Genomic DNA, 21,562 nt, shown 5'->3' on the forward strand with positions numbered 1-21,562 from the left:
GCCTGCATCGCGGGCAAGCCCGGCTCCCGCCTAAGCGAGCGTTTATGCAGTGCTTTCATTTCAAATCGCAAAGGCATGCTGTGTCTGGCCCTGGTGGTAGCGCAAACGACTGACCTGTCGCTGCGGTTTCAAAAAGCCCACCACCGCGTCCCGGCTGTCCCGACACGCCGCCTTGTGCTCCATATCCAGAAAATGCCCGGTCGCCTGAACAGTGCTGAAGCTGCTCTTGGCCACATGCTGGCCAAACAGCTTGGCATCCTCGGCACTGGTGTACTCGTCCCATTCGCCGTTCAAAAACAGCACTGGTATGTCGATTTGCCGCGCTGCCTTGAGGTAGCACAGGCGGTCGCTGTTGAGCACGTGGCTGATGTGAAAATGCATCTGCCCGTATTCGTGCTCGGCCAGGCTGCTCACGTGTTTGTAGTTGAAGCGCTTGAACAGCGACGGCAGGTGTTTGCCGATAGTGCTGTTGACCAGGTGGCCGACGCGGTCGCGGTCGAGGTTGCCAAGGTAGTCCACACCGCGTTCAAGGTAATCGCGCATCGGCGCGTTGATCACCGGGGAAAACGAACTGATCACGGCCTTTTCCACGCGGCGCGGGCGCGCAGCGAGGGCGACCAGGGTGGCAGCGCCGCCCCAGGAAAATGACAGCACGTGCTCGGCGGCGAAGTGGTCGATGAGTTCCAGCAGAATCTGGCCTTCGACTTCTTTGGTCAGCATCTGCTCGTGGCGGTTGTGGATTTTGGAGCGGCCAGCGTAGGGCTGGTCGTACAAAACCACGTTGAACTGCGGGTACAGGCTTTTCACGGTTTGGGCGAAGGACGCCGTGGTGGCCATGGAGCCGTTGACCAGGATGATGGTCTTTTCAGCAGCATCCGCGCGATAGAACTCCGTGTAAACCCGATACTGACCCTGTATATCCAACACAGCGATTTCTGGCCTCATGTCGTAAGACTCCTGGCAAGCGGGTAGGGCGCGCAGATCACTCTGCACGAGCTTTATGACAGGTAGGCATACGCCTGGAAGAGGAGCACCCATGTCGGTCCGATGACGGCTGGCCGACGGCTGTTGTTAGGGCGGGCTGTTTGCCTGAGGGGCCCGTAGATCAAGCGCGGGCGGGGCAAGGTGTTTCTTGGAGGTTATAGGCGACTCGCCAGTCATAATTTGGCTGACGTCTTGATTCAAGCACCACAGACGCCAGGTCGCAAGCCAACAAGCTGGTTTATTGCCAGCACCGGCCGAACGGTCATCAGACCGCGAGGATTTCGTTTTCAGTCAGTGCCCGATATTCGCCCGGCGCCAGTGAGTCATCCAGCACCAATGGCCCCATCCGTTCACGGTGCAGGCCGATGACCTTGTTATCAAAGTGCCCGAACATGCGCTTGACCTGGTGATAGCGGCCTTCAATGATGCTCAGCCGCGCAGTCGTTGGCCCCAACAGTGCCAGCTCGGCGGGCTGCGTGGTGAGGTCTTCAAATGCGAAATACACACCGGCTGCGAAAGTTGCCGCGTATGCCGGGGTGATGGCCTGTTCGGTTTCCACGCGATAAACCTTGGGCAGCTTGGTCTGCGGTTGGGTCAGGCGCCGCGACCATTGGCCGTCGTTGGTGATCAGCATCAGCCCGGTGGTGTTGAAATCCAGACGACCGGCAATGTGCAGCTCGCCTTTGTCCGGCTCATCGAGTAAGTCCAGCACGGTCGGGTGCTGCGGGTCCGCTGTGGCGCTGACACACCCCTTGGGCTTGTGCAGCATGAAGTAGCGCGCCGGCTTGCCGGCTTGCAGCACGTCATTGTCGACACACACGCGGCTGAACTCACGCACCTCATGGTGCGGATCGCTGACCGCCACGCCATCGACAGTCACCCGTCGCTCAACCAGCAGCAAGCGCACTTGCTGGCGATTGAAGCGCGGCAGGTTACTGAGGAAACGATCAACCCGCATTACGTCGGCTCGACTCCGCGCAACTGCGCATCGACGTGGGCACATCGGGGGCACAGGCAGGCCTTGTTGCGCAACGCGTCGGGCAGGGCTTGCAGTACTGCCGGGTCGATGGTGACGCTGTAACACCAGCAGGCCTGGTCGACCGTACGTGGGTCAGCCAGGGCGCAGCCGTTGCGGGCGCCGCAGGCGGGGCAGAGTGATGGCGTGGTCATGGGCAGGTTCGGGCTGGATCGGACAAGTTTGCGGAGAGTCTCGGTGTGCGTTGTACGATACAGGGCCGACCCTGCCCAGGCTACTCAGAGCTGGAACTTGCTGACCAATACTTTAAACGAAGTGGCCAGGCGCGACAGGTCCTGGCTGGAGGCGTTGGTCTGATGGGCGCCGGCGGCCGTCTGGGTGGACAGGTCCTGGATGTTCAGCAGATTGCGGTCGACTTCGCGCGCCACCTGGGCCTGCTCCTCGGAGGCGGAGGCAATCACCAGGTTGCGTTCATTGATCTTCGCCACACTGGCGGTGATCCGTTGCAGCGCCTCGCCGGCATTCTGCGCCAGGGCCTGGGTGTCGGTGGCCCAGCTCAGGCTCTTGTTCATCGCTGCGACCGCATCGTCGGCACCGGTCTGCACTTCACCAATCATCTTCTCGATATCCACCGTGGACGTCTGCGTACGGTGGGCCAGCGCCCGCACTTCATCGGCGACCACTGCAAAACCACGCCCTTGCTCGCCCGCACGGGCGGCTTCAATGGCCGCGTTGAGGGCCAGCAGGTTGGTCTGGTCGGCGATGCCACGGATCACATCGATGACCTTGCCGATCTCTCGCACTTGGCTGGCGAGGTCTGCAACCGATTGGGTGGAGTCGTTGATCTCGACCACCATCGAACTCATGCCGGACACTGCCTGTTCCACTTGTTGGCGGCCATCTTCGGCCTCGGAGGTGGCCTGGCGCGAGGCTTCAGAGGTCGAGACCGCGTTGCTGGCCACCTCGTCCACGGCTGCGGTCATCTGGTTGACGGCGGTGGCCGCTTGTTGGATCTCATCATTCTGGCGGGTCAGGCCACGGCTGCTTTCATCGGTGACCGCGCTCAGTTCTTCGGCTGCCGACGCGAGCTGATCGGAGGCGTTGGCGATTTCCAACAGGGTGCTTTTCAGGCCGCCCTGCATATCCGACAGCGCCATCAGCAATTGTCCGGCTTCGTCGGTGCGTTCGGTGACGATGGCCTGGGTCAGGTCACCCTTGGCAATGCGCTGTGCGCTTTCGACCGCCTGAGCGATGGGCCGGGTGATCAGGCGGGTGATCAACATGCCAACGATGATGGCAATGAGGAAGGCCAGCACTATGCCGCTGATCATCCACGTCAACGCGCTGTTGCGCAGCTCCTCGGCAGCGATCGCGCCTTCTTTGATCTGGCGGTTATTGGACTCGATCATCACGCGGATCAGCTCGCGCGCCTGGCGGAAGAGTTCATTGTTGGTGGTGTTGAGCAGGGTGCGGGCCTGATCGCCCTGGCCACTGTCGATCAGCGCCATGATGCGTTCGGAACTGCTGATGTAGGAGGGCCACATCTGGTCGAGTTTATCTCCGGCCGCCCGTTCGTCATCTTCCAGTGGGGTTGCGCGATAGGTGGCGTAGGACGCCTGGCTGCGCTTGAGTTCCTGGGCGATGTCCTGGCGCACACGGTCACGATCCTGGGGGGAAACGTCGCCTTTGCTGGCATCCATCAAGCGGTACAGGCCGCGGTTATGGGCGACCAGGCCGTTGAGGGTGGCGGCCGTGTTGCTCACGGACACCAGGTTATTGGAGAACGTCAGCTCCAGTGCCGAAGAGAGGCGAACCACCCCTTTGATTCCCAGCAGGCCGACCCCTAGGGTGACCAGCGCACACAAGAGAAAGGAGAGCAGCAGTTTGGTTGAGATTTTCATGAGTCGAGTCCGGACGGGGTGGCGATGAGTGCATGCTAGGGCCTCCCTGGCGCCATGCGATGTCATAGTGACATTATGGTAATCAACAAAGTTGCGATCCAGATTAATTTACTGAATCGATACAGCCTGAGTAGATGTATCAAACCGTTACGAAAACGCACCAGATTCCGTTTTTGATGTCAGATGTTTCGTCATTCAGTGAAAGCTGAATGCCGCCCTCCCGCGTCGCTGGAGGTGCTCTTCCGCGGTCCAGGAGGCCGCCATGTATCGACGACTGCTGCTCAGCGCTTTATTCGGTCTGACCCTTTCCGGCTGTGTGCCTTATTACGATGGAGGTGCTACTTACTATCGCTCCGAGGTCTACACCGCGCCGGCACCGGCCTATTACTACGGTGGCCCTGCCTACTATCAATATGGGCGCAGCTACTATGCGCCGCCGCCACGTTACTATTCGGCGCCGCGCTATTACCAACCGGCCCCGCGTTATTACCCACGGCCCGCTTACCGGCCTTATCCAGGCCAGGGCTGGAACAATCGGTGGGGCAATGGCGGGCCGGGCCATGGTGGTGGACGCGGCGGCGGTGGCGGCCATCGTTGACAGGTAATGCCCCAAGCGGCGCCCCAGGCGCCGCTTTTTTATGCATGCCGTTCGTCGGCACTGTCATTTCTAACAGCTATCGCAAGCGTTTGATCTGCATTCCACTGCTGGGGACGCCGTTGTGCGTCTCTGAGGAGGCGGTGGGTTTATGGAATGCTCTCTGATCAAACGTGTGTGCTGGTTCTTATTGTTAGTGGGTGGCATCGCGCAAGCGAATGCGGAACAGGGCTGTCCCTACCCTTCATCGGTCAAATACGTGAGCGGCTATTTTCAAGCGTCGGATAAACAGTCTCATTGGCGAAGCCCGAAGGTCGACGCCGATGACTTCGCTGATCGGTTTATCGGTGCGCTCTTCACCCCCGGCCAGGGCAAGGATCGCGAGAACGGCTACCTGGACCGCTGCGTTTATCGGATGGGCAGCGGGCGAAGCCTGGCGTTGCGGTATGACATGCCGGGGGCCCTCAGCACGATGTCGCTGACGAAGTCCCTGCATTGGGAACTCGCCACCGATCCACTCGAACAAGATGTCTACATTTGTCAGGACAGCCAGCCGGACAATTGTGCATTTACGGTCGGGCGCCAGAATTGATTGACTGTCAGTAGTCGGACAAGTCCGCCAGCGGGTGCCTGCCTTCCCACACCTTGGTGAAGTGCGCCTGCACCACAGCCTCCGGCACCGTGTTGATCTCGGGCCAATGCCAATGGGGTTGTTGATCCTTGTCGATCAACCGTGCGCGTACGCCTTCGGCAAATTCCGGGTGACGGCAGCAATTGAGGCTCATGGTGTATTCCATCTGGAAGACCTCGGCCAATGACAAGTGCCGGGCGCGCTCGACCTGTTCCCACACCAGATGCGCAGTCAGCGGGCAGCCTTCGGCCAGCGTCTTGCCGGCACGGCTGAACAGCGGGTCGGCGTGGTCGCGCAACAGGTTCAGGGCGCGCCAGGCACAGCGCACATCGCCCACATCCAACCATTCATCGATCTGTGCGCGGCGGGGCAGCCACTGCGCCTGCGGTTGTTGGCTGACGGCTTCCTGGGCCAGTGCCTTGAGCAGGCTGTTGAGCTGCATTGCGGTCTGTTCCTGCCAGTTCAGTTGCAGCAAGCCTTCGATCAGTTCGTCTTGCTGGTCATCGCGCAGGAAGCGGTCGGCCAGGCCCAGGTCCACGGCATCGCGGCCGTTCATATGCGCGCCGGTGAGGCCCAGGAATAACCCCAGCTTGCCGGGCAAGCGTGACAGGAACCAGCTTGCGCCCACATCCGGGTACAGGCCGATGCTGATTTCGGGCATCGCCAAACGGCTGCTGGGGGTGACGATGCGTATTGCAGCGCTCTGCAGCAGGCCCATGCCGCCGCCCAGCACATAGCCGTGGCCCCAGCAGATCAGCGGTTTCGGGTACGTGTGCAGGCGATAGTCGAGGCGATATTCCGCCGCAAAAAAATCGGCGGCCAGTGCCGGCACAACGCCGGGTCGTTCACGGCAGGCCTGGGCCAGGCTGCGTACTTCACCGCCGGCGCAAAAGGCCTTTGGCCCGTTGCCGCGCAGCAGTACGCAGACGATATTCGGGTCTTTGGCCCAGGCATCCAGACGTTCGGCCAGGGCCAGGATCATCGGCAAGGAAAGCGCGTTGAGCGACTTTTCAGCGTCCAGGCTGGCGATGCCAAGGCGGGCGCCGTCGCTGCCGGTCAGCTCTTCGAAGTGCAGGTTCATCGTGACCTCAATCGAGAAAGTGAAGGATCAGTATGATCGGTCCAACGGAAAGTGCCGGTGGTGTGTCAGATCAATTGACAAGCGGGGCCTGCTTTCCTAGGGTTCGCCCATTCTTTTTCTACGCGACGAACACACCATGACCGAAGGCGACCGTATCAAACTCGAACCCAGCTGGAAACACGCCCTGCGGGATGAGTTCGAGCAGCCCTACATGGCCCAACTGCGCGAGTTCCTGCGCCAGGAACACGCTGCTGGCAAAGAGATTTACCCGCCAGGCCCGCTGATTTTCAATGCGCTCAATTCAACGCCTTTGGACAAGGTCAAAGTGGTGATTCTGGGCCAGGACCCGTACCACGGGCCCGGTCAGGCCCACGGGTTGTGCTTCTCGGTGCAGCCGGGCGTGCCGACGCCGCCCTCTCTGGTCAATATTTACAAAGAACTCAAGCGCGACTTGAACATCGATATTCCCAACCACGGTTGCCTGCAAAGCTGGGCGGATCAAGGCGTGCTGATGCTCAACACCACCATGACCGTTGAGCGCGCCAATGCCAACGCCCATGCGGGCAAGGGCTGGCAGTTCTTCACGGATCGGATTATCGAAGTGGTCAGTGAACATCAGCCGCACCTGGTGTTCCTGCTGTGGGGCGCCCATGCGCAAAGCAAGCAGAAGCTGGTGGACGCGACCAAGCACCTGGTACTGACGTCGGTGCACCCGTCACCGTTGTCGGCCTATCGCGGGTTTCTGGGCTGCGGGCATTTCAGCCGTGCCAATAAATTTCTTGAGCAGAATGGCGAGACGCCGATTGAGTGGCGGTTGCCGCCGGCTTAAAGCCTGCCGCAATCCATTTTGATTTGCGTCAGGGTTTAGGATTTTTCTGGCTGGCGGTTCCAGTACCGGAACAACGGCTCTGCCAGAAACAGCACGAACAACAAACGCATCACCTGCATCGCCGTTACCAATGGCACCGACAGCTGCAGGGTTTCGGCGGTGAGGCTCATTTCGGCGATGCCGCCGGGCATCATGCCCAGGGTGAGTGAGCGCAAATCCAGCTGTGTCAGCGCGCTCAAGCCCACGGCCGCCAGTGTTGCAAGCGCCATGGTCAAGGCCGTGCCGATCAAGGTGCGGCCCATGAACGACGGCGCCCGGCGAAAGAACTGACGGTTGAAATGGCAACCCAAGCCGCTGCCGATCAACCATTGGCCGATCTGGCTGCCGCCGTCGGGCAGGCCGTAGTGCAAATCCCACACAACGCTGGCAGTTGCGCTGACCAACAAGGGCCCAAACAGCCACGGGTTCGGCTGACGTAAACGCTGCCAGCCCCAGGCGACCAGGGCTCCTATCGCAAACAGCAGCGCCAGCCAGCTCCAACTCACCGGCGCCGGATGAAACTGCGGCGCGCCGCCTTCCAGCCAATACTTGAAGATCGCCGGCACGCAGAGCACCACGACCAGCACCCGCAGACTCTGGCCCGCCGCGACACGGCTGAGCACCGCGCCATTGCGTGCGCCGAGGTTGACCATCTCACCGGAACCGCCCGGCATGCTGGAGAAGAACGCGGTGGCGCGGTCTTCACCGCTGCGGCGCATCAACCACACGCCGATAATGCTCGACAGGCTGGTGATCAGTGCGCCGAAGAAGATCAGGCCGAAGTGGCTCATGACTTGCTCGATCACCACCGGGGTGAAGTGCAGCCCGATGCCGATGCCCACTACCCATTGGCCGCATTTGCGCCCGCCGGGAATCTCCGCCAACTGCCACGGCGTGAGGCAGCGCACCAGGATAATCGCCAGCAACGAGCCGACCACATAAGGCAAAGGCCAGCCGACGAGGCTGGCCAGGTAACCGCCGGCCAGGCCGACCAGCGGTGTTGCCCACCATTGCTTAAAGGTGACCTCAGACATCGGCCAGGGCGCGACGCTGCAGGGCACGTTTGCGATAGATGCGCACCAGCGGGAAGGCCAGCATCAGCGCGGTCAGCACCCACACACCAAAGGTGATCGGGCTGGACCAGAGGATGTCCAGCGCGCCGTTGGAAATCGACAGCGCGCGGCGCAGGTTCTGCTCCATCAGGCCGCCGAGGATGAAACCCAGCAGCACGGGCGACAACGGGAAGTCCAGCTTGCGCAGGATGTAGCCGAAGATGCCGATGCCGACCATCAGAAACAGGTCGAAGGTAGTGGCGTGAACCGCATACACACCGATTGCGGTGATGATGGCGATCACCGGCACCAGCGCCCAGTTCGGCACGGCGAGGATGCGCGTGAAGATGCGGATCATCGGGATGTTGAGGATCACCAGCATGATGTTGGCGATAAACAACGACGCGATCAGGCCCCAGACGATGTCCGGTTGCTGTTGGAACAGCAGCGGGCCCGGGGTGATGTTGTACAGCGACAACGCGCCGATCATCACAGCGGTGGTGCCCGAACCGGGTACGCCCAAGGTCAGCATCGGCACCAGCGCGCCGCAGGCGGAAGCGCCGATGGCGGTTTCCGGAGCGGCGAGGCCGCGCATGTCGCCCTGGCCGAATTTACCGCTGGCACCGGCCAGGCGTTTTTCGGTCATGTAGGCAACGGCCGAGGCGAGTGTCGCGCCGGCACCCGGCAAGACGCCCATGATGAAACCCAGCAAGCCGCAACGGATGTTAACCACGAAGACTGCAGACGCTTCCTTCAGGTTGAACATCATGCGTCCGGTGGCTTTTACCGCTTCCTGGCCGCGGTGGGTTTTTTCCAGCAGCAACAGGATCTCGCTGATGGAGAACAAACCCAGGACCAATACGACAAACTGAATGCCGTCGGTGAGGTGGATGTTGTCGCCGGTAAAACGGTACACGCCGCTGTTGGCGTCGATGCCGACGGCTGAGAGGAACAGGCCGATCAGCGCCGCCACGAACGTCTTCAGTGGTTTGTCTCCGGCCATGCCGCCGAGGCAGACAATTGCGAACACCATCAGTACGAAATATTCCGCCGGGCCGAAGGCAATCGCCCATTTGGCCAGCAGCGGCGCAAACAGCACCATGCCGCAGGTGGCAATGAACGCACCGATGAACGAACTCCACGCCGACAACGACAGTGCCACACCGGCCAGGCCTTTGCGGGCCATCGGGTAGCCGTCGAGGGTGGTCATTACGGTGGACGCTTCGCCGGGAATGTTCAGCAGGATCGAGCTGATACGGCCGCCGTATTCGCAACCCAGGTAGACGGCAGCGAGCAGGATCAACGCCGACTCCGGCGGCAGCCCCAGGGCGAACGCAATGGGGATCAACAGCGCCACGCCGTTGATCGGGCCCAGGCCCGGCAGCAGGCCGACCACGGTGCCGATCAAGGTGCCGCACAGGGCAGTCACCAGGTTGTAAGGGGTCAGTGCAACGCCGAAGCCCTGGCCCAAGTAGCTGAACGTATCCATATCAGTTCTCCAGAACTTCAAGCAGGCCGAGGGGCAGCGGTACATCCATGGCTTTGTCGAACAGCAGGTAAAGACCGATTGCCATCAAGGTGACGATCACCACGCTGGGTAACCAGCGGCCGCCATACAGGCGCGCCATCGGGATGCCGGTCAGCATGCTGCTGAGGATGAAGCCCAGGGGCTCGAACGTGCCGGCAAACACGATCAACAGCGCCACGCAGATGCCGATCTTGATCAGCGTGTCGCGGTCCAGGGCCGGTTCTTCTTCGGTGTGCTTGGTGGGCTGTGGGCGAAACAGCATGTAGATCAGGCCCAGGCTCATCAGCCCGAGCATCAGCAGCGGGTAGGCGCGAGGCCCGACCGGCTCGTAGGAAAACGCCGCCTGATACGGCCACGCCATCAGCGCGAGGCCGGCGCAGACCAGCAGCATGACTGAGGCGAAAATGCGTTGTAAGAGCATGTGAAACTCCTGGGCCGCGCCGCCCGTCGAGGAGGGCGCGGCCGTGCAAAAGAGGGGCGATTACTGGATCAGGCCGAACTCTTTGGCCAGCACTTTGTAGTCAGCCACCTGTTTCTTCACGTAGGTGTCCAGCTCCGGGCCGGTCATGGCGAACGGGAACAGCTCGCGCTGGTCACGCAGTTTGGCGAACTCTTCGGAGGCCAGCAGTTTGTCGAACGCGTCTTTCCACCAGGCGTAGTCGGCATCGCTGACTTTTGGCCCGAGGTAGAAGCCGCGTACCACCGGCCAGACGATGTCGTAGCCTTGCTCTTTGGCGGTCGGAATATTCTTCATTTCCGGCTCGTCCAGGCGCTTTTCGGCAAACACGGCGAGCAGGCGCATGTCGCCGCTGAGGATGTGCGGCATGGAGTCGGAGATGTCGGTACTGCCCACCTGGATATGACCGCCGAGCAGTGCGGTGGCAATTTCACCGCCGCCTTCGAGTGCCACATAACGCAGGTCGCGCGGGTTGATACCGGCAGCCTTGGCGATCAATGCGGTTTGCATCCAGTCCTGGCTGCCGACGGTGCCGCCAGAACCGATGACGACGCTGCCCGGATCTTTCTTCAGGGCTTTGACCAGATCGTCGAGGTTTTTGTAGGGCGAATCGGCTTTCACCGCGATGGCGCCGTAGCTGGTGCCGACGGCGGCGAGCCAGCGCACGGCGTTTTCATCAAAGCGACCGAACTTGCCTTGGGCCAGGTTCAGCAGCGAACCGCTGGACCACGCTACCAGCGTGCCAGCGTCCGCCGGGCGTTGAGCGACCACCGCGTTATAGGCCACCGCGCCCACGCCACCTGGCATGTAGGTGACGCGCATCGGCTTGCTCAGCAACTTTTCGTTGACCAGCGCGCTTTGCGCCAGTTTGCAGGTCAGGTCAAAGCCACCGCCGGGCGAGGCCGGGGCGATGCACTCCGGGCGCTTGGGTTCGTCGGCGGCCAACAGTTGGCCGGCGAACAGCATGCAGCCGGCGGCGAGGGCCAATTTACGCAGTGAATAGGTCATGTTTATCTCCGTCTTTGTTGTTATGAGTTGCGACTACCAAAGCGCAATGCTGTAGCTCACCAGCACGCGCACTTCGTCGGCATCACGTGCCGAATAGTTGGAGCGGTAGGTGGCGTTACGCAGGCGCAGGGCGACATCCTTGAGCGTGCCGCTTTGCACCACGTAGCGGATCTCGCTGTTGCGCTCCCACTCCTTGCCGGTCTCGCCGTTGCGAAGCCTGATGTTGTCACCCGACAGGTAACGGCTCATGAAACTCAGGCCGGGAATGCCCAGCTTGGCGAAGTCATAGTCGTAGCGCGCCTGCCAGGAGCGCTCTTGTGCGCCGGCAAAGTCGTTGATCTGCACGAAGTTGACCAGGTACGGGTCGCTGCCATCCACGTAGGGAAAGGCGCTGTCGCCGGACATGTGCTGGTAGCCGGCGCTGAGCTTATGGCCATTGAGGGCATAGCTGAACAGGCCGTTGAGCGATGTGTTGTCGATGTTGCCGCCGCGGGCGCTGCCGGTGTCATCACTGATGGCCAGGCGCAGGTCGGCGCCGAAAGTGCCGGGGCCCATTGGGCGTGAGGCCACAAGGCCCAGGAAGTGCTGGCGGTACACGTCGTCGAGCTGGGCGAAGTGGTAGCTGCCGGTGATCTTGTCGGCAAACGTGTAGTCCACGCCGCCGAAGTTGAAGTGCTTGCCAGTGGCGCCGCTGACGAAGCGGCTGTTTTTGTTGTTGAGGGCGATGTCTTCGTAGCTGGTGTCGTCACGGTCCTTGGCCTTGTCCAGACGGCCGCCGGTGAACACCAGGTTCTTGAATTCTTTGGAGGTCAGCAGGCCGCCGTTGAAGGTCTGCGGCAGGATGCGTCCGTCGTTGGGCTTGAGGATCGGCAGTTCGGGGATCAGCGCGCCGACTTTCAGTTCGGTGGCGGAGATCTTCACTTTGCCGGTCAGGCCCAGCTTGGAGTATTCGTTGGCGGCGCGGCCATCGTCGTGGGTCGGCAACAGGCCGGTGCCGGTGCGGTCGGGGCTGGAGTCGAGCTTGACGCCAAGCATGCCCAGCGCATCCACGCCAAACCCGACAGTGCCATCGGTGTAGCCCGATTGCAGGTTGAGCATGAACCCCTGGGCCCATTCGTCACGCTTGGATTGCTGGGCACTGGTACCGTCGCGAAAGTCGCGGTTGAAGTACATATTGCGGGTTTCGAGGGTGGCGCTGCTGTCTTCGAAGAAGGCAGCCTGGCTCAGTGGCGAAAAGCCGGCAAGGGCGGTGGCACTGGCAAGGGCGGTGTGGGCAAGGCGAGAAAAACGAACAGGCGGGCAAGCCTGTGGCTGTGTCGACAGCATCGTTGTGTACTCCGTTATTGTTCTTATTTTTGCGAAAACGCTTCGAGGCGTTTTTCTGGCACTACGGATCAGGTAGCTCGGCGGGCATGACCCACCGTGGCTGGATGCTAAAGGGCGAAGCTTTCACTAACCTTTCAGTTGCCTTTCAATGTTTTCGGGCTTCACAGGGCAGGCGGCGCCTGTAAACTGCCCCGCAAAGCGTGGCGTCGACCATGCCCGAATGAGGTGAAAATCCATGCGTGTCCTCCTGGTTGAAGACCATTTGCAACTCGCCGAAAGTGTCGCCCAGGCGCTCAAGAGCACGGGTTTGACTGTCGACGTGTTGCACGATGGCGTGGCCGCGGACCTGGCCTTGAACAGCGAGGAATATGCGGTGGTGATCCTCGACGTGGGGCTGCCGCGCATGGACGGTTTTGAAGTGTTGGCGCGTCTGCGCGCGCGTGGGAAAAATCTGCCTGTGTTGATGCTGACGGCGCGCAGTGATGTAAAAGACCGCGTACACGGCCTGAACCTGGGCGCCGATGACTACCTTGCCAAGCCATTTGAGTTGACCGAGCTGGAAGCGCGGGTCAAAGCGCTGTTGCGCCGCAGCGTCTTGGGGGGTGAGCGCCAGCAAGCGTGCGGCGTGCTGGTCTACGATCTGGATACCCGGCGTTTCACCGTGGGTGGCGAACTGCTGACGTTGACTTCCCGCGAGCAAGCGGTGCTGGAAGCGCTGATCGCACGCCCTGGTCGGGTAATGAGCAAGGAGCAATTGGCGTCGCAGGTGTTCGGCCTGGATGAAGAGGCCAGCCCCGACGCCATCGAAATCTACGTGCACCGCCTGCGCAAGAAGCTCGACGGCCAGCCTATCGCCATCGTGACTTTCCGTGGCCTTGGCTACCTGCTGGAAGCCCGCGATGCATAAGCCCAGCAGCCTGCGCTGGCGCCTGCTGTGGAACCTGGCGCTGTTGCTGGTGGTGTTGATGCTTGCCAGCGGCATGAGCGCCTACTGGAATGGGCGCGAAGCCGCCGACACCGCTTACGACCGCACCTTGCTGGCGTCAGCGCGCACTATCGCCGCCGGCTTGACCCAGGTGGATGGCACCCTGAGCGCGAATGTGCCTTATGTGGCGCTGGACACCTTTGCCTACGACAGCGCCGGGCGTATTTACTATCAGGTCAATGACATTGATCGCAAGCTGATCTCCGGTTACGAAAACCTCCCCGGCCCGCCGCCGGGCACGCCGCGCACGGACGACTACCCGGCGCTGGCGCGGTTTTACAACGCCACCTACCAGGGCCAGCACGTACGCGTGGTGAGTTTGCTCAAGGCTGTCTCCGAACCGAACATGAATGGCATGGCCGAAATTCGCGTTGCAGAAACCGATGAAGCGCGCGAAAGCATGGCCCGTAGCCTGCTGGCCGACACCTTGCTGCGCCTTGGGATGTTGGCCGTGGGCGCATTGCTGCTGGTGTGGTTTGCCGTCAGCGCGGCGCTGCGTCCGCTGGAGCGCTTGCGCACTGCCGTGGAGGAGCGTCAGCCCGACGACTTGCGGCCATTGCCGTTGGTGGAAGTGCAGCATGAGTTCGGTCCCCTGGTGCGCTCCCTCAATCACTTCACCGAGCGCCTGCGCGGCCAGTTCGAGCGCCAGGCGCAGTTTATCGCCGACGCCGCCCACGAATTGCGCACCCCGCTGGCGGCACTGAAGGCGCGTTTGGAACTCGGCCTGCGCAGCGACGCCCCGGCGACGTGGCGCAGCACCCTGGAAACCGCCGCCCAAGGCACCGACCGCCTCACCCATTTGGCCAACCAACTGCTGTCGCTGGCACGCATTGAAAACGGCGCGCGGGCGATTGCCGAAGGCGGGGCGCAATTGCTCGACCTCAGCCAACTGGCGCGGGAATTGGGCATGGCCATGGCGCCGCTGGCGCATGCGCGCGGCGTTGCGCTGGCGTTGGAGGCGGATGAGCCGGTGTGGCTGCGGGGTGAGCCGACCTTGTTGAACGAGTTGCTGAGCAACCTGGTCGATAACGCCCTGGCTCACACACCGTCCGGAGGCAACGTGATTTTGCGGGTCACGGCGCCCGCGATCCTGGAGGTGGAAGATGATGGCCCGGGCATCCCGCTGGATGAGCGGGACCGGGTATTCGAGCGTTTCTACCGCCGCAGCCAACAGGGCATGGGCTCAGGTTTGGGGCTGGCGATTGTCGGTGAGATCTGCCGTGCACACTTGGCGCAGATCAGTCTGCATGACGGCGAGTTGGCGGGGTTGAAGGTGCGCGTGAGTTTTATCGCGGGTTGATCAGTAAAACATCGAGCGCGCTTCTTCCAGCTCGGCACGCAGGGCATTGCTGTAGGGGTCGACGCGCAGCTTCTGGATCGCCGGCAGGCTGGCAACCGATACATTCGCCAGCGGATGATCGGTGCCCCGGTGGCAATACAGCACGGCGACTTGCACCAGGTCGATGTAGTCCAGGCTCGCGGAGTCGCGTTCCAGGTCCAGGTATTGCCCTGGCAGCTTCGCGAGCATCTCCGGAAAATCCCAGTCACCCAGCAGTTTGTCGCCCAACAGCGGGTGAATGCTCTCTATCACATGGTTGAGGCTGACCGGGTCGGAGAGCAGTTCGTAACGGTCTTCGGCATAGGCGAGGATCGGCAGCACGCCAATCTGATGCACCAGACCGCCGAGCGCTGCCTGGTCAGGTTTCAGCTGGCTGTGGCTGCGGCACAAGGCATAGCTCACGCCTGCTACTTCCAGGCTGCGGCGCCACACTTCGCGCATTTTCAAATCGACGACTTCGGAGCGGGCGTGGAAGATCTGCTCCATCACCAGGCCAATGGCCAGGTTGCTGCTGTAGTTGGTGCCCAGCCGGGTGATGGCGGTATGCAGGTCGGTGACTTCCTGGGTCGCGCGCATCAGCGGGCTGTTGACCACTTTGATCAGGCGTGCCGACAGGGCGGTGTCGCGAGCGATCACTTTGCTCAAGTGGCTGATGCTGATTTCCGGGTCTTCGGCGGCCTGACGTATGTTCAGGGCCACTTCCGGTAATGTCGGCAGAACCAGGTCATCGTTGTCGATGGCCGTCACTAAAGCCTGTTGGACTTTTTCCGCCAGCTTGTTCATTCATGTTCTCTAGGGTGCTGCAAAAAAGTGCGGCGCTTAACGCTGGATCTCTTTATCACGATCCAGTTGGTAAGGCAGATCGAGCAACTGCAAGCCCGGGCCTTCCAGGGTGCCTAAGTGCACATCGCCACTGTCGGCAGCTTCGGCCTGCAGCACGGCCAGAAGTTCCACGCATTGGTCAGCTTTTGCTGCAATCACCACCTCACCGATAGCACTGTTGTGGCTGGGCGCGAACAACGGGGTGCCTGGCTCGGGCAATTCGGTTGCATCAAGGCTCAGGCGATACAGGCGACGCTTGAGTTTGCCCAGGTATTGCATGCGCGCGACGATTTCCTGGCCGGTGTAGCAGCCTTTCTTGAAGCTGACGCCGCCGACGGCCTGCAGGTTGAGCATTTGCGGGATAAACAGTTCACGGGTCTGGGGCATGACCTGGCCGATGCCGGCGCGGATCTGGCCCAACAGCCATTGATTCAAGTCAGCAGGTTGCAGCTGTGTGGCCAGCTGAGCGCGCACGGCTTCGGCGTGTTCGACGGGCACCCAGAGTTCGCTGCGGCCAGGTGAGACACGAATGGCAATCAATGTGTCGCTGCGCGTTACGCTGTCGGTTTCGGCAGGCAGCTCAAGGCTAAGGGAGGCGAGGGCCTGATCCGCATTCGACAGGCCGAAACGCACCCAGGCGGCGCTTTCGTCGGTGAGTTTGGATTTGGAGAACACCGCGTATTTTTTCAAATCTGCCAGTTGCGGTTCGAGCAGTTCGCTGGCCATGGCCAGGAGCACGCCGTCGCCTTGCAGCAGGATGCGAAAGCTCGACTGCATGCGGCCTTTTTGCGTGCAGCGAGCGCCGAGGCTCGCCTGGGTGTCACTCAGGTAATTGAGGTTGCAGGTCAGTTGCCCTTGCAGGAACTTGGCAGCGTCGGCGCCGCGGACGGCAAGAACGCCTTCGTGTGACAAGGGGCAAAAAAAAGCGGAGTCAGCCATGGGTCATCGCAGGTCAAAAAGTCATGGGTGCATCATAGAGGGGCGTCCGGCAAATGGATAGTTTCCGTATGGTGCGACCAAAGCCGACTGGTCCGGTGCTGTCGGGCCTGTATACTTGCGCTCTATTTGAGGAGCGCTCCATGGTCGAAGATGTAGAAATCAATCGCCTCTACTGGCACAGCCGTCGCGGCATGCTGGAGTTGGATGTGTTGCTGGTGCCTTTCACCAAAGAGGTGTACGCGACGCTCAATCAGGTGGACCGCGACCTCTACGTCAGGCTGCTGACTTGCGAAGATCAGGACATGTTCGGCTGGTTCATGGAGCGCGCCGAATCTGAAGATCCGGAGCTGCAGCGCATGGTTCGGATGATTCTGGATCGTGTCCAGCCCAAGTAATCACTTCGAATGCCGCTGGCAGGCCTCACGGCTATTGCTGGCGGCCTATCTGCTTGCCCAGCTGTTCGCGTTGGGCGCCTTGCTGCTTGGGGATCTACCGTTCTACGGCCTCGGCATTCTGTTGTGTCTGGCCCACGCCGTGTGGGTTTTGCCGCGTCATATCCTGTTGAACCACCGTTCGTCGATTCGTGGCCTGCGCCGCGACGAAGACGGCTGGCAGCTATTTTGTGATGAGCGCGGCTGGCACCCTGTGCAACTGCGTCCCGACAGCCTGGCATTACCGTTGATCGTGGTGCTGCGCTATCGGGTGCAGGGAGAATGGCGGGTGCGTTCGATCTGCGTGCCCAGGGACGCGCAGGCCGCCGACGTGCATCGGCGCCTGCGGGTTCGCTTGAAGTTCAGCCGCCGTAGGTGGCTGGCGCCAGAATAGTGTCACGGGCCTCGGGCAGCATCTGCGGGTAGTCGAGGGTGTAGTGCAGGCCGCGGCTCTCCTTGCGCTCCATGGCAGAGCGGATCATCAGTTCCGCCACCTGCGCCAGGTTGCGCAATTCGATCAGGTCACGGCTGACTTTATAGTTGCTGTAGAACTCGTCGATCTCGTCCAACAGCAACCGCACGCGGTGTTGAGCGCGTTGCAGGCGCTTGTTGGTGCGCACGATCCCCACGTAGTCCCACATGAAGCGGCGCAGCTCATCCCAGTTGTGGGCGATGATGACGTCTTCGTCCGAGTCGGTGACCTGGCTGGCGTCCCAGCGGGGCAGGGCGGCGGGTACCGGGATGCGGGGCAGTTGTTCGAGGATGTCGGCGGCGGCGGAGCGGGCGTAGACGAAGCATTCGAGCAGCGAGTTGCTGGCCATGCGGTTGGCGCCGTGCAGGCCGGTGAAGCTGGTTTCGCCGATTGCATACAGGCCAGGCACGTCGGTGCGGCCGTGTTGGTCCACCATCACACCGCCGCAGGTGTAGTGCGCGGCCGGCACTACCGGGATCGGGCCTTTGGTGATGTCGATGTTGAACGCCAGGCAGCGCTCGTAGACGGTGGGGAAATGGGTCTTGATGAAGGCTTCGGGCTTGTGGCTGATGTCCAGGTAGACGCAGTCGATGCCCAGGCGCTTCATTTCGTGGTCGATGGCGCGGGCGACAATATCCCGCGGCGCGAGCTCAGCGCGAGGGTCGAAGCGTTGCATGAAGCGCTCGCCATTTGGCAGTTTCAGGTGCGCACCTTCACCGCGAAGGGCTTCGGTGATCAGGAAGCTCTTGGCCTGCGGGTGATACAGGCAGGTGGGGTGGAACTGGTTGAACTCCAGATTCGCGACGCGGCAGCCCGAACGCCACGCCATGGCAATGCCATCGCCGCAGGCACCGTCGGGGTTGCTGGTATAGAGATAAACCTTGGCCGCGCCGCCCGAGGCGAGAATGGTGAAGCGCGCGCCGTAGGTGTCGACTTCGCCGCTGGCGCGGTTGAGCACGTAGGCGCCGAGGCAGCGTTCGCCTGCCAGGCCCAGGCGCTTTTCGGTGATCAGGTCGACGGCTACCCGTTGTTCCAACAGCTCGATGTTGGGGCGTTGGCGGGCCTGGTCGAGGAGGGTTCTGAAAATGGCGGCGCCGGTGGCGTCAGCCGCATGGATGATGCGGCGGTGGCTGTGACCGCCTTCGCGGGTCAGGTGGAATTCAAATCCGCCGTCGTCGCTGCCGGCATGCTCGTCGCGGGTGAACGGCACGCCCTGGTCGATCAGCCATTGGATGGCTTCGCGGCTGTGCTCGACGGTGAAGCGTACGGCGTCTTCGTTGCACAGGCCGCCGCCAGCGTTAAGAGTGTCTTCGACGTGGGATTGCACGGTGTCAGTGTCGTCCAGAACTGCTGCGACGCCGCCCTGGGCCCAGAATGTCGAGCCGTTGGCCAGATCGCCTTTGCTCAGCACCGCAATGCGCAAGTGGCTGGGGAGCGTCAGCGCCAGGCTCAAGCCGGCCGCGCCACTACCGATCACCAGGACATCGTGTTGAAACTGTTGGCTCATTAGCAGGATTCCGCAAAAAGCGATCCAAAGGGGTGGCGCGAACAGGACGCCTGGATCGGCGAATCAAAGGGTCACACGGGCCACTAGTATATAGAGGGGGGGAGCGGCACAATAGCCGGGCATTCGTGGCAATGTGAGATTACGGTGCGCAGCTTGGGTAAAATCGGCTGGTTATTGAGACGGGAACTTTTTGCATAAGCCCTGACTCAATAGCAGGTTGCCCGAAAGCTGGGAAAACGTTGAGTTTATTGGCCCGTCGGGAGCATTGGACGCGTCAGAAAACCGGCGACAAGATTATTCGCGCAGCCGGCGATGCCCGTGCTGCGTTTTTCGTGTGTGCCAAATCAGTGCGCGCCGGAAACTTGCTTGGAGGGGGAGAACTTTTGCGAAAAGTCCGAGTCTATGTTTGCAAGCCTGATCGTTTAGTTATGCAAGCCTCCTCCAAGTACAACGAGGAGTGTTCATGCTAACCCAGGAAGAGGATCAGCAGCTGGTCGAGCGCGTTCAACGCGGCGACAAGCGAGCATTTGATCTGCTAGTGCTGAAATACCAGCACAAAATTCTCGGGTTGATCGTGCGTTTTGTGCACGACACCCATGAAGCGCAGGACGTTGCACAGGAAGCCTTTATCAAGGCATACCGTGCACTTGGCAACTTCCGCGGTGATAGTGCGTTTTATACGTGGCTATACCGCATCGCCATTAACACGGCGAAGAACTATCTGGTGTCTCGCGGCCGCCGCCCACCAGACAGTGATGTAAGTTCAGAAGATGCAGAATTTTATGATGGTGATCACGGCCTCAAAGATCTCGAGTCGCCGGAGCGTGCATTGCTGCGCGACGAGATCGAAGGCACCGTTCATCGCACAATTCAGCAACTTCCAGAAGATTTACGTACGGCGTTAACTTTACGTGAATTCGATGGTCTGAGTTACGAAGACATTGCGAGCGTCATGCAGTGTCCGGTGGGGACTGTGAGGTCACGGATTTTCCGGGCCCGGGAAGCCATCGATAAAGCCTTGCAACCGTTGTTGCAGGAAAACTAAAGACAGCGGCGACAGCCAAGAGAGGAACCGCCATGAGTCGTGATGCCCTGCAGGAATCGCTGTCCGCAGTGATGGATAACGAAGCGGATGAACTGGAACTTCGTCGAGTGCTCAATGCATTTGATGATGCCGAAACCCGTGATACCTGGTCTCGTTACCAAGTCGCTCGGGCGGTGATGCACAAGGATCTTCTAATCCCTCGTCTGGATATTGCTGCGGCCGTTTCTGCTGCGCTGGCTGATGAAGCCGTTCCGGCAAAAGCTGCTCGTGGTCCATGGCGTAGCCTGGGTCGTTTGGCAGTAGCTGCTTCGGTAACTGTTGCCGTGCTGGCCGGTGTTCGCCTGTACAACCAGGACGAAATAGCCGGTGCCGAACTGGCCCAACAGACTCAGCAACCGGTCATGGCCGGTCCGCAAGTCAAAGGTCCAGCAGTGCTGGCCGGCTATAAGGAAAGCTCCGATACCACCGGCCCTATGGCTAACGGTGTACTTCAAGGGCAATCCGGCTGGCAGGATCAGCGTCTTCCAGGCTACCTGCGCCAACACGCACAGGAATCGGCTTTGAAAGGCACTGAAAGCGCTCTGCCATACGCTCGTGCAGCAAGTCTGGAAAACCGCTAAACCGTTAAGGAGCCCTATGCGCGCCATACCGCTCCTTACGCTTTTGCTCAGTGGTTGTTTTGCACTATCCGCCCATGCCGACGAAGCCCAAGACTGGCTGACTCGACTTGGGCGTGCAGAGCAGCAGCAAAGCTTCGAAGGTACGTTCGTCTACGAGCGCAACGGCAGTTTCTCTACCCACGATATCTGGCACCGTATTCAAGACGGGCATGTCCGTGAGCGACTCTTGCAACTCGACGGATCAGCTCAGGAATTGGTGCGGGTAGACGGTCGAACCCAATGCGTCAGTGGCGCTCTGGTTGCCGGCCTGGGTAATTCGCCCGAAGCGCCATCGCGCGCCCTTGATCCGCAAAAACTCACTCAACTCTACGAATTGGCCGTCATTGGCAAATCTCGCGTAGCCGGTCGAAATGCGGTGATTATCTCGATCACGCCGCGCGATCAGTATCGGTATGGTTTCGAGTTGCACCTTGATCGTCAAACTGCGTTGCCGCTCAAATCCTTGTTACTTAATGAACAGGGACAATTGTTGGAGCGTTTCCAGTTCACTCGACTGAACACGTCGGTCGCGCTCTCTGACCGAGACTTGCAGCCCAGCGGTGATTGCGCACCTATCGCGCTTGCCAATAGCAAGGCGCCTGAAATCCCCGCCACCCATGCGTGGCACTTGGATTGGCTGCCTCCGGGGTTTCAGCTCACCAGCAGTACTGCACGCAAAGATACCCAGACCAAGTCCACCGTCGATAGCCTGATGTACGACGATGGGCTGGCACGTTTTTCGGTGTTTCTTGAGTCGACCGATGGCGCCAGCGTGAGCGAAACCCGTACTCAGCTGGGCCCGACCGTTGCCGTATCGCGCCGCTTGAACACGGTAGAGGGGGAAGTGATGGTGACTGTTGTGGGCGAAATCCCCATCGGCACTGCCGAACGCATCGCGCTGTCGGTGCGCGGTGAAAAAACCGCTGCTGCAAAGCCGTGAGTCATTAATCCTATGT

The 21,562-nt window shown here is 60.9% G+C and carries 23 protein-coding genes; 10 read left to right on the forward strand and 13 right to left on the reverse strand.

Annotated features, from left to right (window positions below; translation table 11 throughout):
* Nucleotides 1-60: 60 nt before the first annotated feature.
* From FPT15_RS16410 to FPT15_RS16425, 4 genes are all read right to left on the reverse strand, one after another.
* On the reverse strand, nt 61-945 hold the full coding sequence (locus FPT15_RS16410) for an alpha/beta fold hydrolase (RefSeq protein ID WP_145162862.1): 885 nt from the start codon (nt 943-945) through the stop codon (nt 61-63).
* 304 nt (nt 946-1,249) lie between these two features.
* The gene (locus FPT15_RS16415) at nt 1,250-1,942 is read right to left on the reverse strand and encodes a pseudouridine synthase (RefSeq protein ID WP_145162864.1); all 693 of its coding nucleotides are present in this window, start codon (nt 1,940-1,942) and stop codon (nt 1,250-1,252) included.
* Nucleotides 1,942-2,154: a cysteine-rich CWC family protein gene (locus tag FPT15_RS16420; protein ID WP_145162866.1), complete on the reverse strand. Its 213-nt coding sequence runs from the start codon at nt 2,152-2,154 to the stop codon at nt 1,942-1,944. Before FPT15_RS16420 ends, FPT15_RS16415 begins: the two co-directional genes overlap by 1 nt.
* Nucleotides 2,155-2,238: 84 nt before the next feature.
* Nucleotides 2,239-3,861 carry a methyl-accepting chemotaxis protein gene (locus tag FPT15_RS16425; RefSeq protein ID WP_145162868.1) on the reverse strand — a complete coding sequence of 541 codons (1,623 nt, stop codon included), beginning with the start codon at nt 3,859-3,861 and terminating at the stop codon, nt 2,239-2,241.
* 262 nt (nt 3,862-4,123) lie between these two features.
* Between FPT15_RS16425 and FPT15_RS16430 the strand changes: the two genes are divergently transcribed.
* Nucleotides 4,124-4,459: a hypothetical protein gene (locus FPT15_RS16430; RefSeq protein ID WP_145162870.1), complete on the forward strand. Its 336-nt coding sequence runs from the start codon at nt 4,124-4,126 to the stop codon at nt 4,457-4,459.
* A gap of 148 nt (nt 4,460-4,607) precedes the next feature.
* A complete protein-coding gene (locus FPT15_RS16435; protein ID WP_256676469.1) occupies nt 4,608-5,048 on the forward strand; it encodes a DUF3757 domain-containing protein in 441 nt (146 codons plus the stop codon).
* Between the two features lie 7 nt (nt 5,049-5,055).
* On the opposite strand, the gene FPT15_RS16440 is transcribed toward FPT15_RS16435, so the two are convergent.
* Nucleotides 5,056-6,168 (reverse strand): enoyl-CoA hydratase/isomerase family protein, encoded by a 1,113-nt coding sequence (locus FPT15_RS16440; protein ID WP_145162872.1) that lies wholly within the window; start codon nt 6,166-6,168, stop codon nt 5,056-5,058.
* 136 nt (nt 6,169-6,304) lie between these two features.
* Between FPT15_RS16440 and ung the strand changes: the two genes are divergently transcribed.
* The gene (ung, locus tag FPT15_RS16445; RefSeq protein ID WP_145162874.1) at nt 6,305-6,997 is read left to right on the forward strand and encodes a uracil-DNA glycosylase; all 693 of its coding nucleotides are present in this window, start codon (nt 6,305-6,307) and stop codon (nt 6,995-6,997) included.
* Between the two features lie 35 nt (nt 6,998-7,032).
* Here ung and FPT15_RS16450 read toward each other — a convergent pair whose 3' ends face one another.
* The 5 genes from FPT15_RS16450 to FPT15_RS16470 are packed head-to-tail and all read right to left on the reverse strand — an operon-like array spanning nt 7,033 to nt 12,407.
* Entirely contained in the window at nt 7,033-8,070 is a 1,038-nt protein-coding gene (locus tag FPT15_RS16450) for an AbrB family transcriptional regulator (protein ID WP_145162876.1), read from the reverse strand.
* A complete protein-coding gene (locus FPT15_RS16455; protein WP_106577026.1) occupies nt 8,063-9,577 on the reverse strand; it encodes a tripartite tricarboxylate transporter permease in 1,515 nt (504 codons plus the stop codon). Before FPT15_RS16455 ends, FPT15_RS16450 begins: the two co-directional genes overlap by 8 nt.
* A 1-nt stretch (nt 9,578) precedes the next feature.
* Nucleotides 9,579-10,037 carry a tripartite tricarboxylate transporter TctB family protein gene (locus FPT15_RS16460; RefSeq protein ID WP_145162878.1) on the reverse strand — a complete coding sequence of 153 codons (459 nt, stop codon included), beginning with the start codon at nt 10,035-10,037 and terminating at the stop codon, nt 9,579-9,581.
* A 60-nt stretch (nt 10,038-10,097) separates the two neighbouring features.
* Nucleotides 10,098-11,081, reverse strand: coding sequence for a tripartite tricarboxylate transporter substrate binding protein (locus FPT15_RS16465; RefSeq protein WP_145162879.1), 984 nt, complete (start codon nt 11,079-11,081; stop codon nt 10,098-10,100).
* A gap of 33 nt (nt 11,082-11,114) precedes the next feature.
* Entirely contained in the window at nt 11,115-12,407 is a 1,293-nt protein-coding gene (locus FPT15_RS16470; RefSeq protein WP_145162881.1) for an OprD family porin, read from the reverse strand.
* A gap of 235 nt (nt 12,408-12,642) precedes the next feature.
* On the opposite strand from FPT15_RS16470, the gene FPT15_RS16475 reads away from it, so the two are divergent.
* Both FPT15_RS16475 and FPT15_RS16480 read left to right on the forward strand, forming a co-directional pair.
* On the forward strand, nt 12,643-13,314 hold the full coding sequence (locus FPT15_RS16475) for a response regulator (RefSeq protein ID WP_083359659.1): 672 nt from the start codon (nt 12,643-12,645) through the stop codon (nt 13,312-13,314).
* Nucleotides 13,307-14,692 (forward strand): sensor histidine kinase, encoded by a 1,386-nt coding sequence (locus FPT15_RS16480; RefSeq protein ID WP_145162883.1) that lies wholly within the window; start codon nt 13,307-13,309, stop codon nt 14,690-14,692. The genes FPT15_RS16475 and FPT15_RS16480 overlap by 8 nt, the downstream gene beginning before the upstream one ends.
* Here the strand turns inward: FPT15_RS16480 and FPT15_RS16485 are convergent, their stop codons facing one another.
* Both FPT15_RS16485 and FPT15_RS16490 read right to left on the reverse strand, forming a co-directional pair.
* Entirely contained in the window at nt 14,693-15,514 is an 822-nt protein-coding gene (locus tag FPT15_RS16485) for an HDOD domain-containing protein (RefSeq protein ID WP_145162885.1), read from the reverse strand. It lies immediately after the preceding gene.
* A gap of 36 nt (nt 15,515-15,550) precedes the next feature.
* Nucleotides 15,551-16,492, reverse strand: coding sequence for a folate-binding protein YgfZ (locus tag FPT15_RS16490; protein WP_145162887.1), 942 nt, complete (start codon nt 16,490-16,492; stop codon nt 15,551-15,553).
* 140 nt (nt 16,493-16,632) lie between these two features.
* On the opposite strand from FPT15_RS16490, the gene FPT15_RS16495 reads away from it, so the two are divergent.
* Both FPT15_RS16495 and FPT15_RS16500 read left to right on the forward strand, forming a co-directional pair.
* Nucleotides 16,633-16,887 carry a succinate dehydrogenase assembly factor 2 gene (locus FPT15_RS16495; protein WP_014717362.1) on the forward strand — a complete coding sequence of 85 codons (255 nt, stop codon included), beginning with the start codon at nt 16,633-16,635 and terminating at the stop codon, nt 16,885-16,887.
* Complete coding sequence (locus FPT15_RS16500) at nt 16,871-17,317, forward strand: protein YgfX (RefSeq protein ID WP_145162889.1); 447 nt, start codon at nt 16,871-16,873, stop codon at nt 17,315-17,317. The genes FPT15_RS16495 and FPT15_RS16500 overlap by 17 nt, the downstream gene beginning before the upstream one ends.
* Here the strand turns inward: FPT15_RS16500 and nadB are convergent.
* Nucleotides 17,286-18,902, reverse strand: a complete 1,617-nt coding sequence (gene nadB, locus FPT15_RS16505) for an L-aspartate oxidase (protein ID WP_145162891.1) — start codon at nt 18,900-18,902, stop codon at nt 17,286-17,288. The two genes, FPT15_RS16500 and nadB, sit on opposite strands and share 32 nt — an antisense overlap.
* Before the next feature lie 463 nt (nt 18,903-19,365).
* Between nadB and rpoE the strand changes: the two genes are divergently transcribed.
* The 3 genes from rpoE to FPT15_RS16520 are packed head-to-tail and all read left to right on the forward strand — an operon-like array spanning nt 19,366 to nt 21,546.
* Complete coding sequence (gene rpoE, locus FPT15_RS16510; protein WP_003172477.1) at nt 19,366-19,947, forward strand: RNA polymerase sigma factor RpoE; 582 nt, start codon at nt 19,366-19,368, stop codon at nt 19,945-19,947.
* Nucleotides 19,948-19,979: 32 nt separating this feature from the next.
* Nucleotides 19,980-20,567, forward strand: a complete 588-nt coding sequence (locus FPT15_RS16515; protein WP_003172479.1) for a sigma-E factor negative regulatory protein — start codon at nt 19,980-19,982, stop codon at nt 20,565-20,567.
* 16 nt (nt 20,568-20,583) lie between these two features.
* A complete protein-coding gene (locus tag FPT15_RS16520) occupies nt 20,584-21,546 on the forward strand; it encodes a MucB/RseB C-terminal domain-containing protein (RefSeq protein WP_145162893.1) in 963 nt (320 codons plus the stop codon).
* The last annotated feature ends 16 nt before the right edge of the window (nt 21,547-21,562 follow it).

The sequence above is a fragment of the Pseudomonas sp. RGB genome, from assembly GCF_007713445.1.
Taxonomy (GTDB): Bacteria; Pseudomonadota; Gammaproteobacteria; order Pseudomonadales; family Pseudomonadaceae; genus Aquipseudomonas.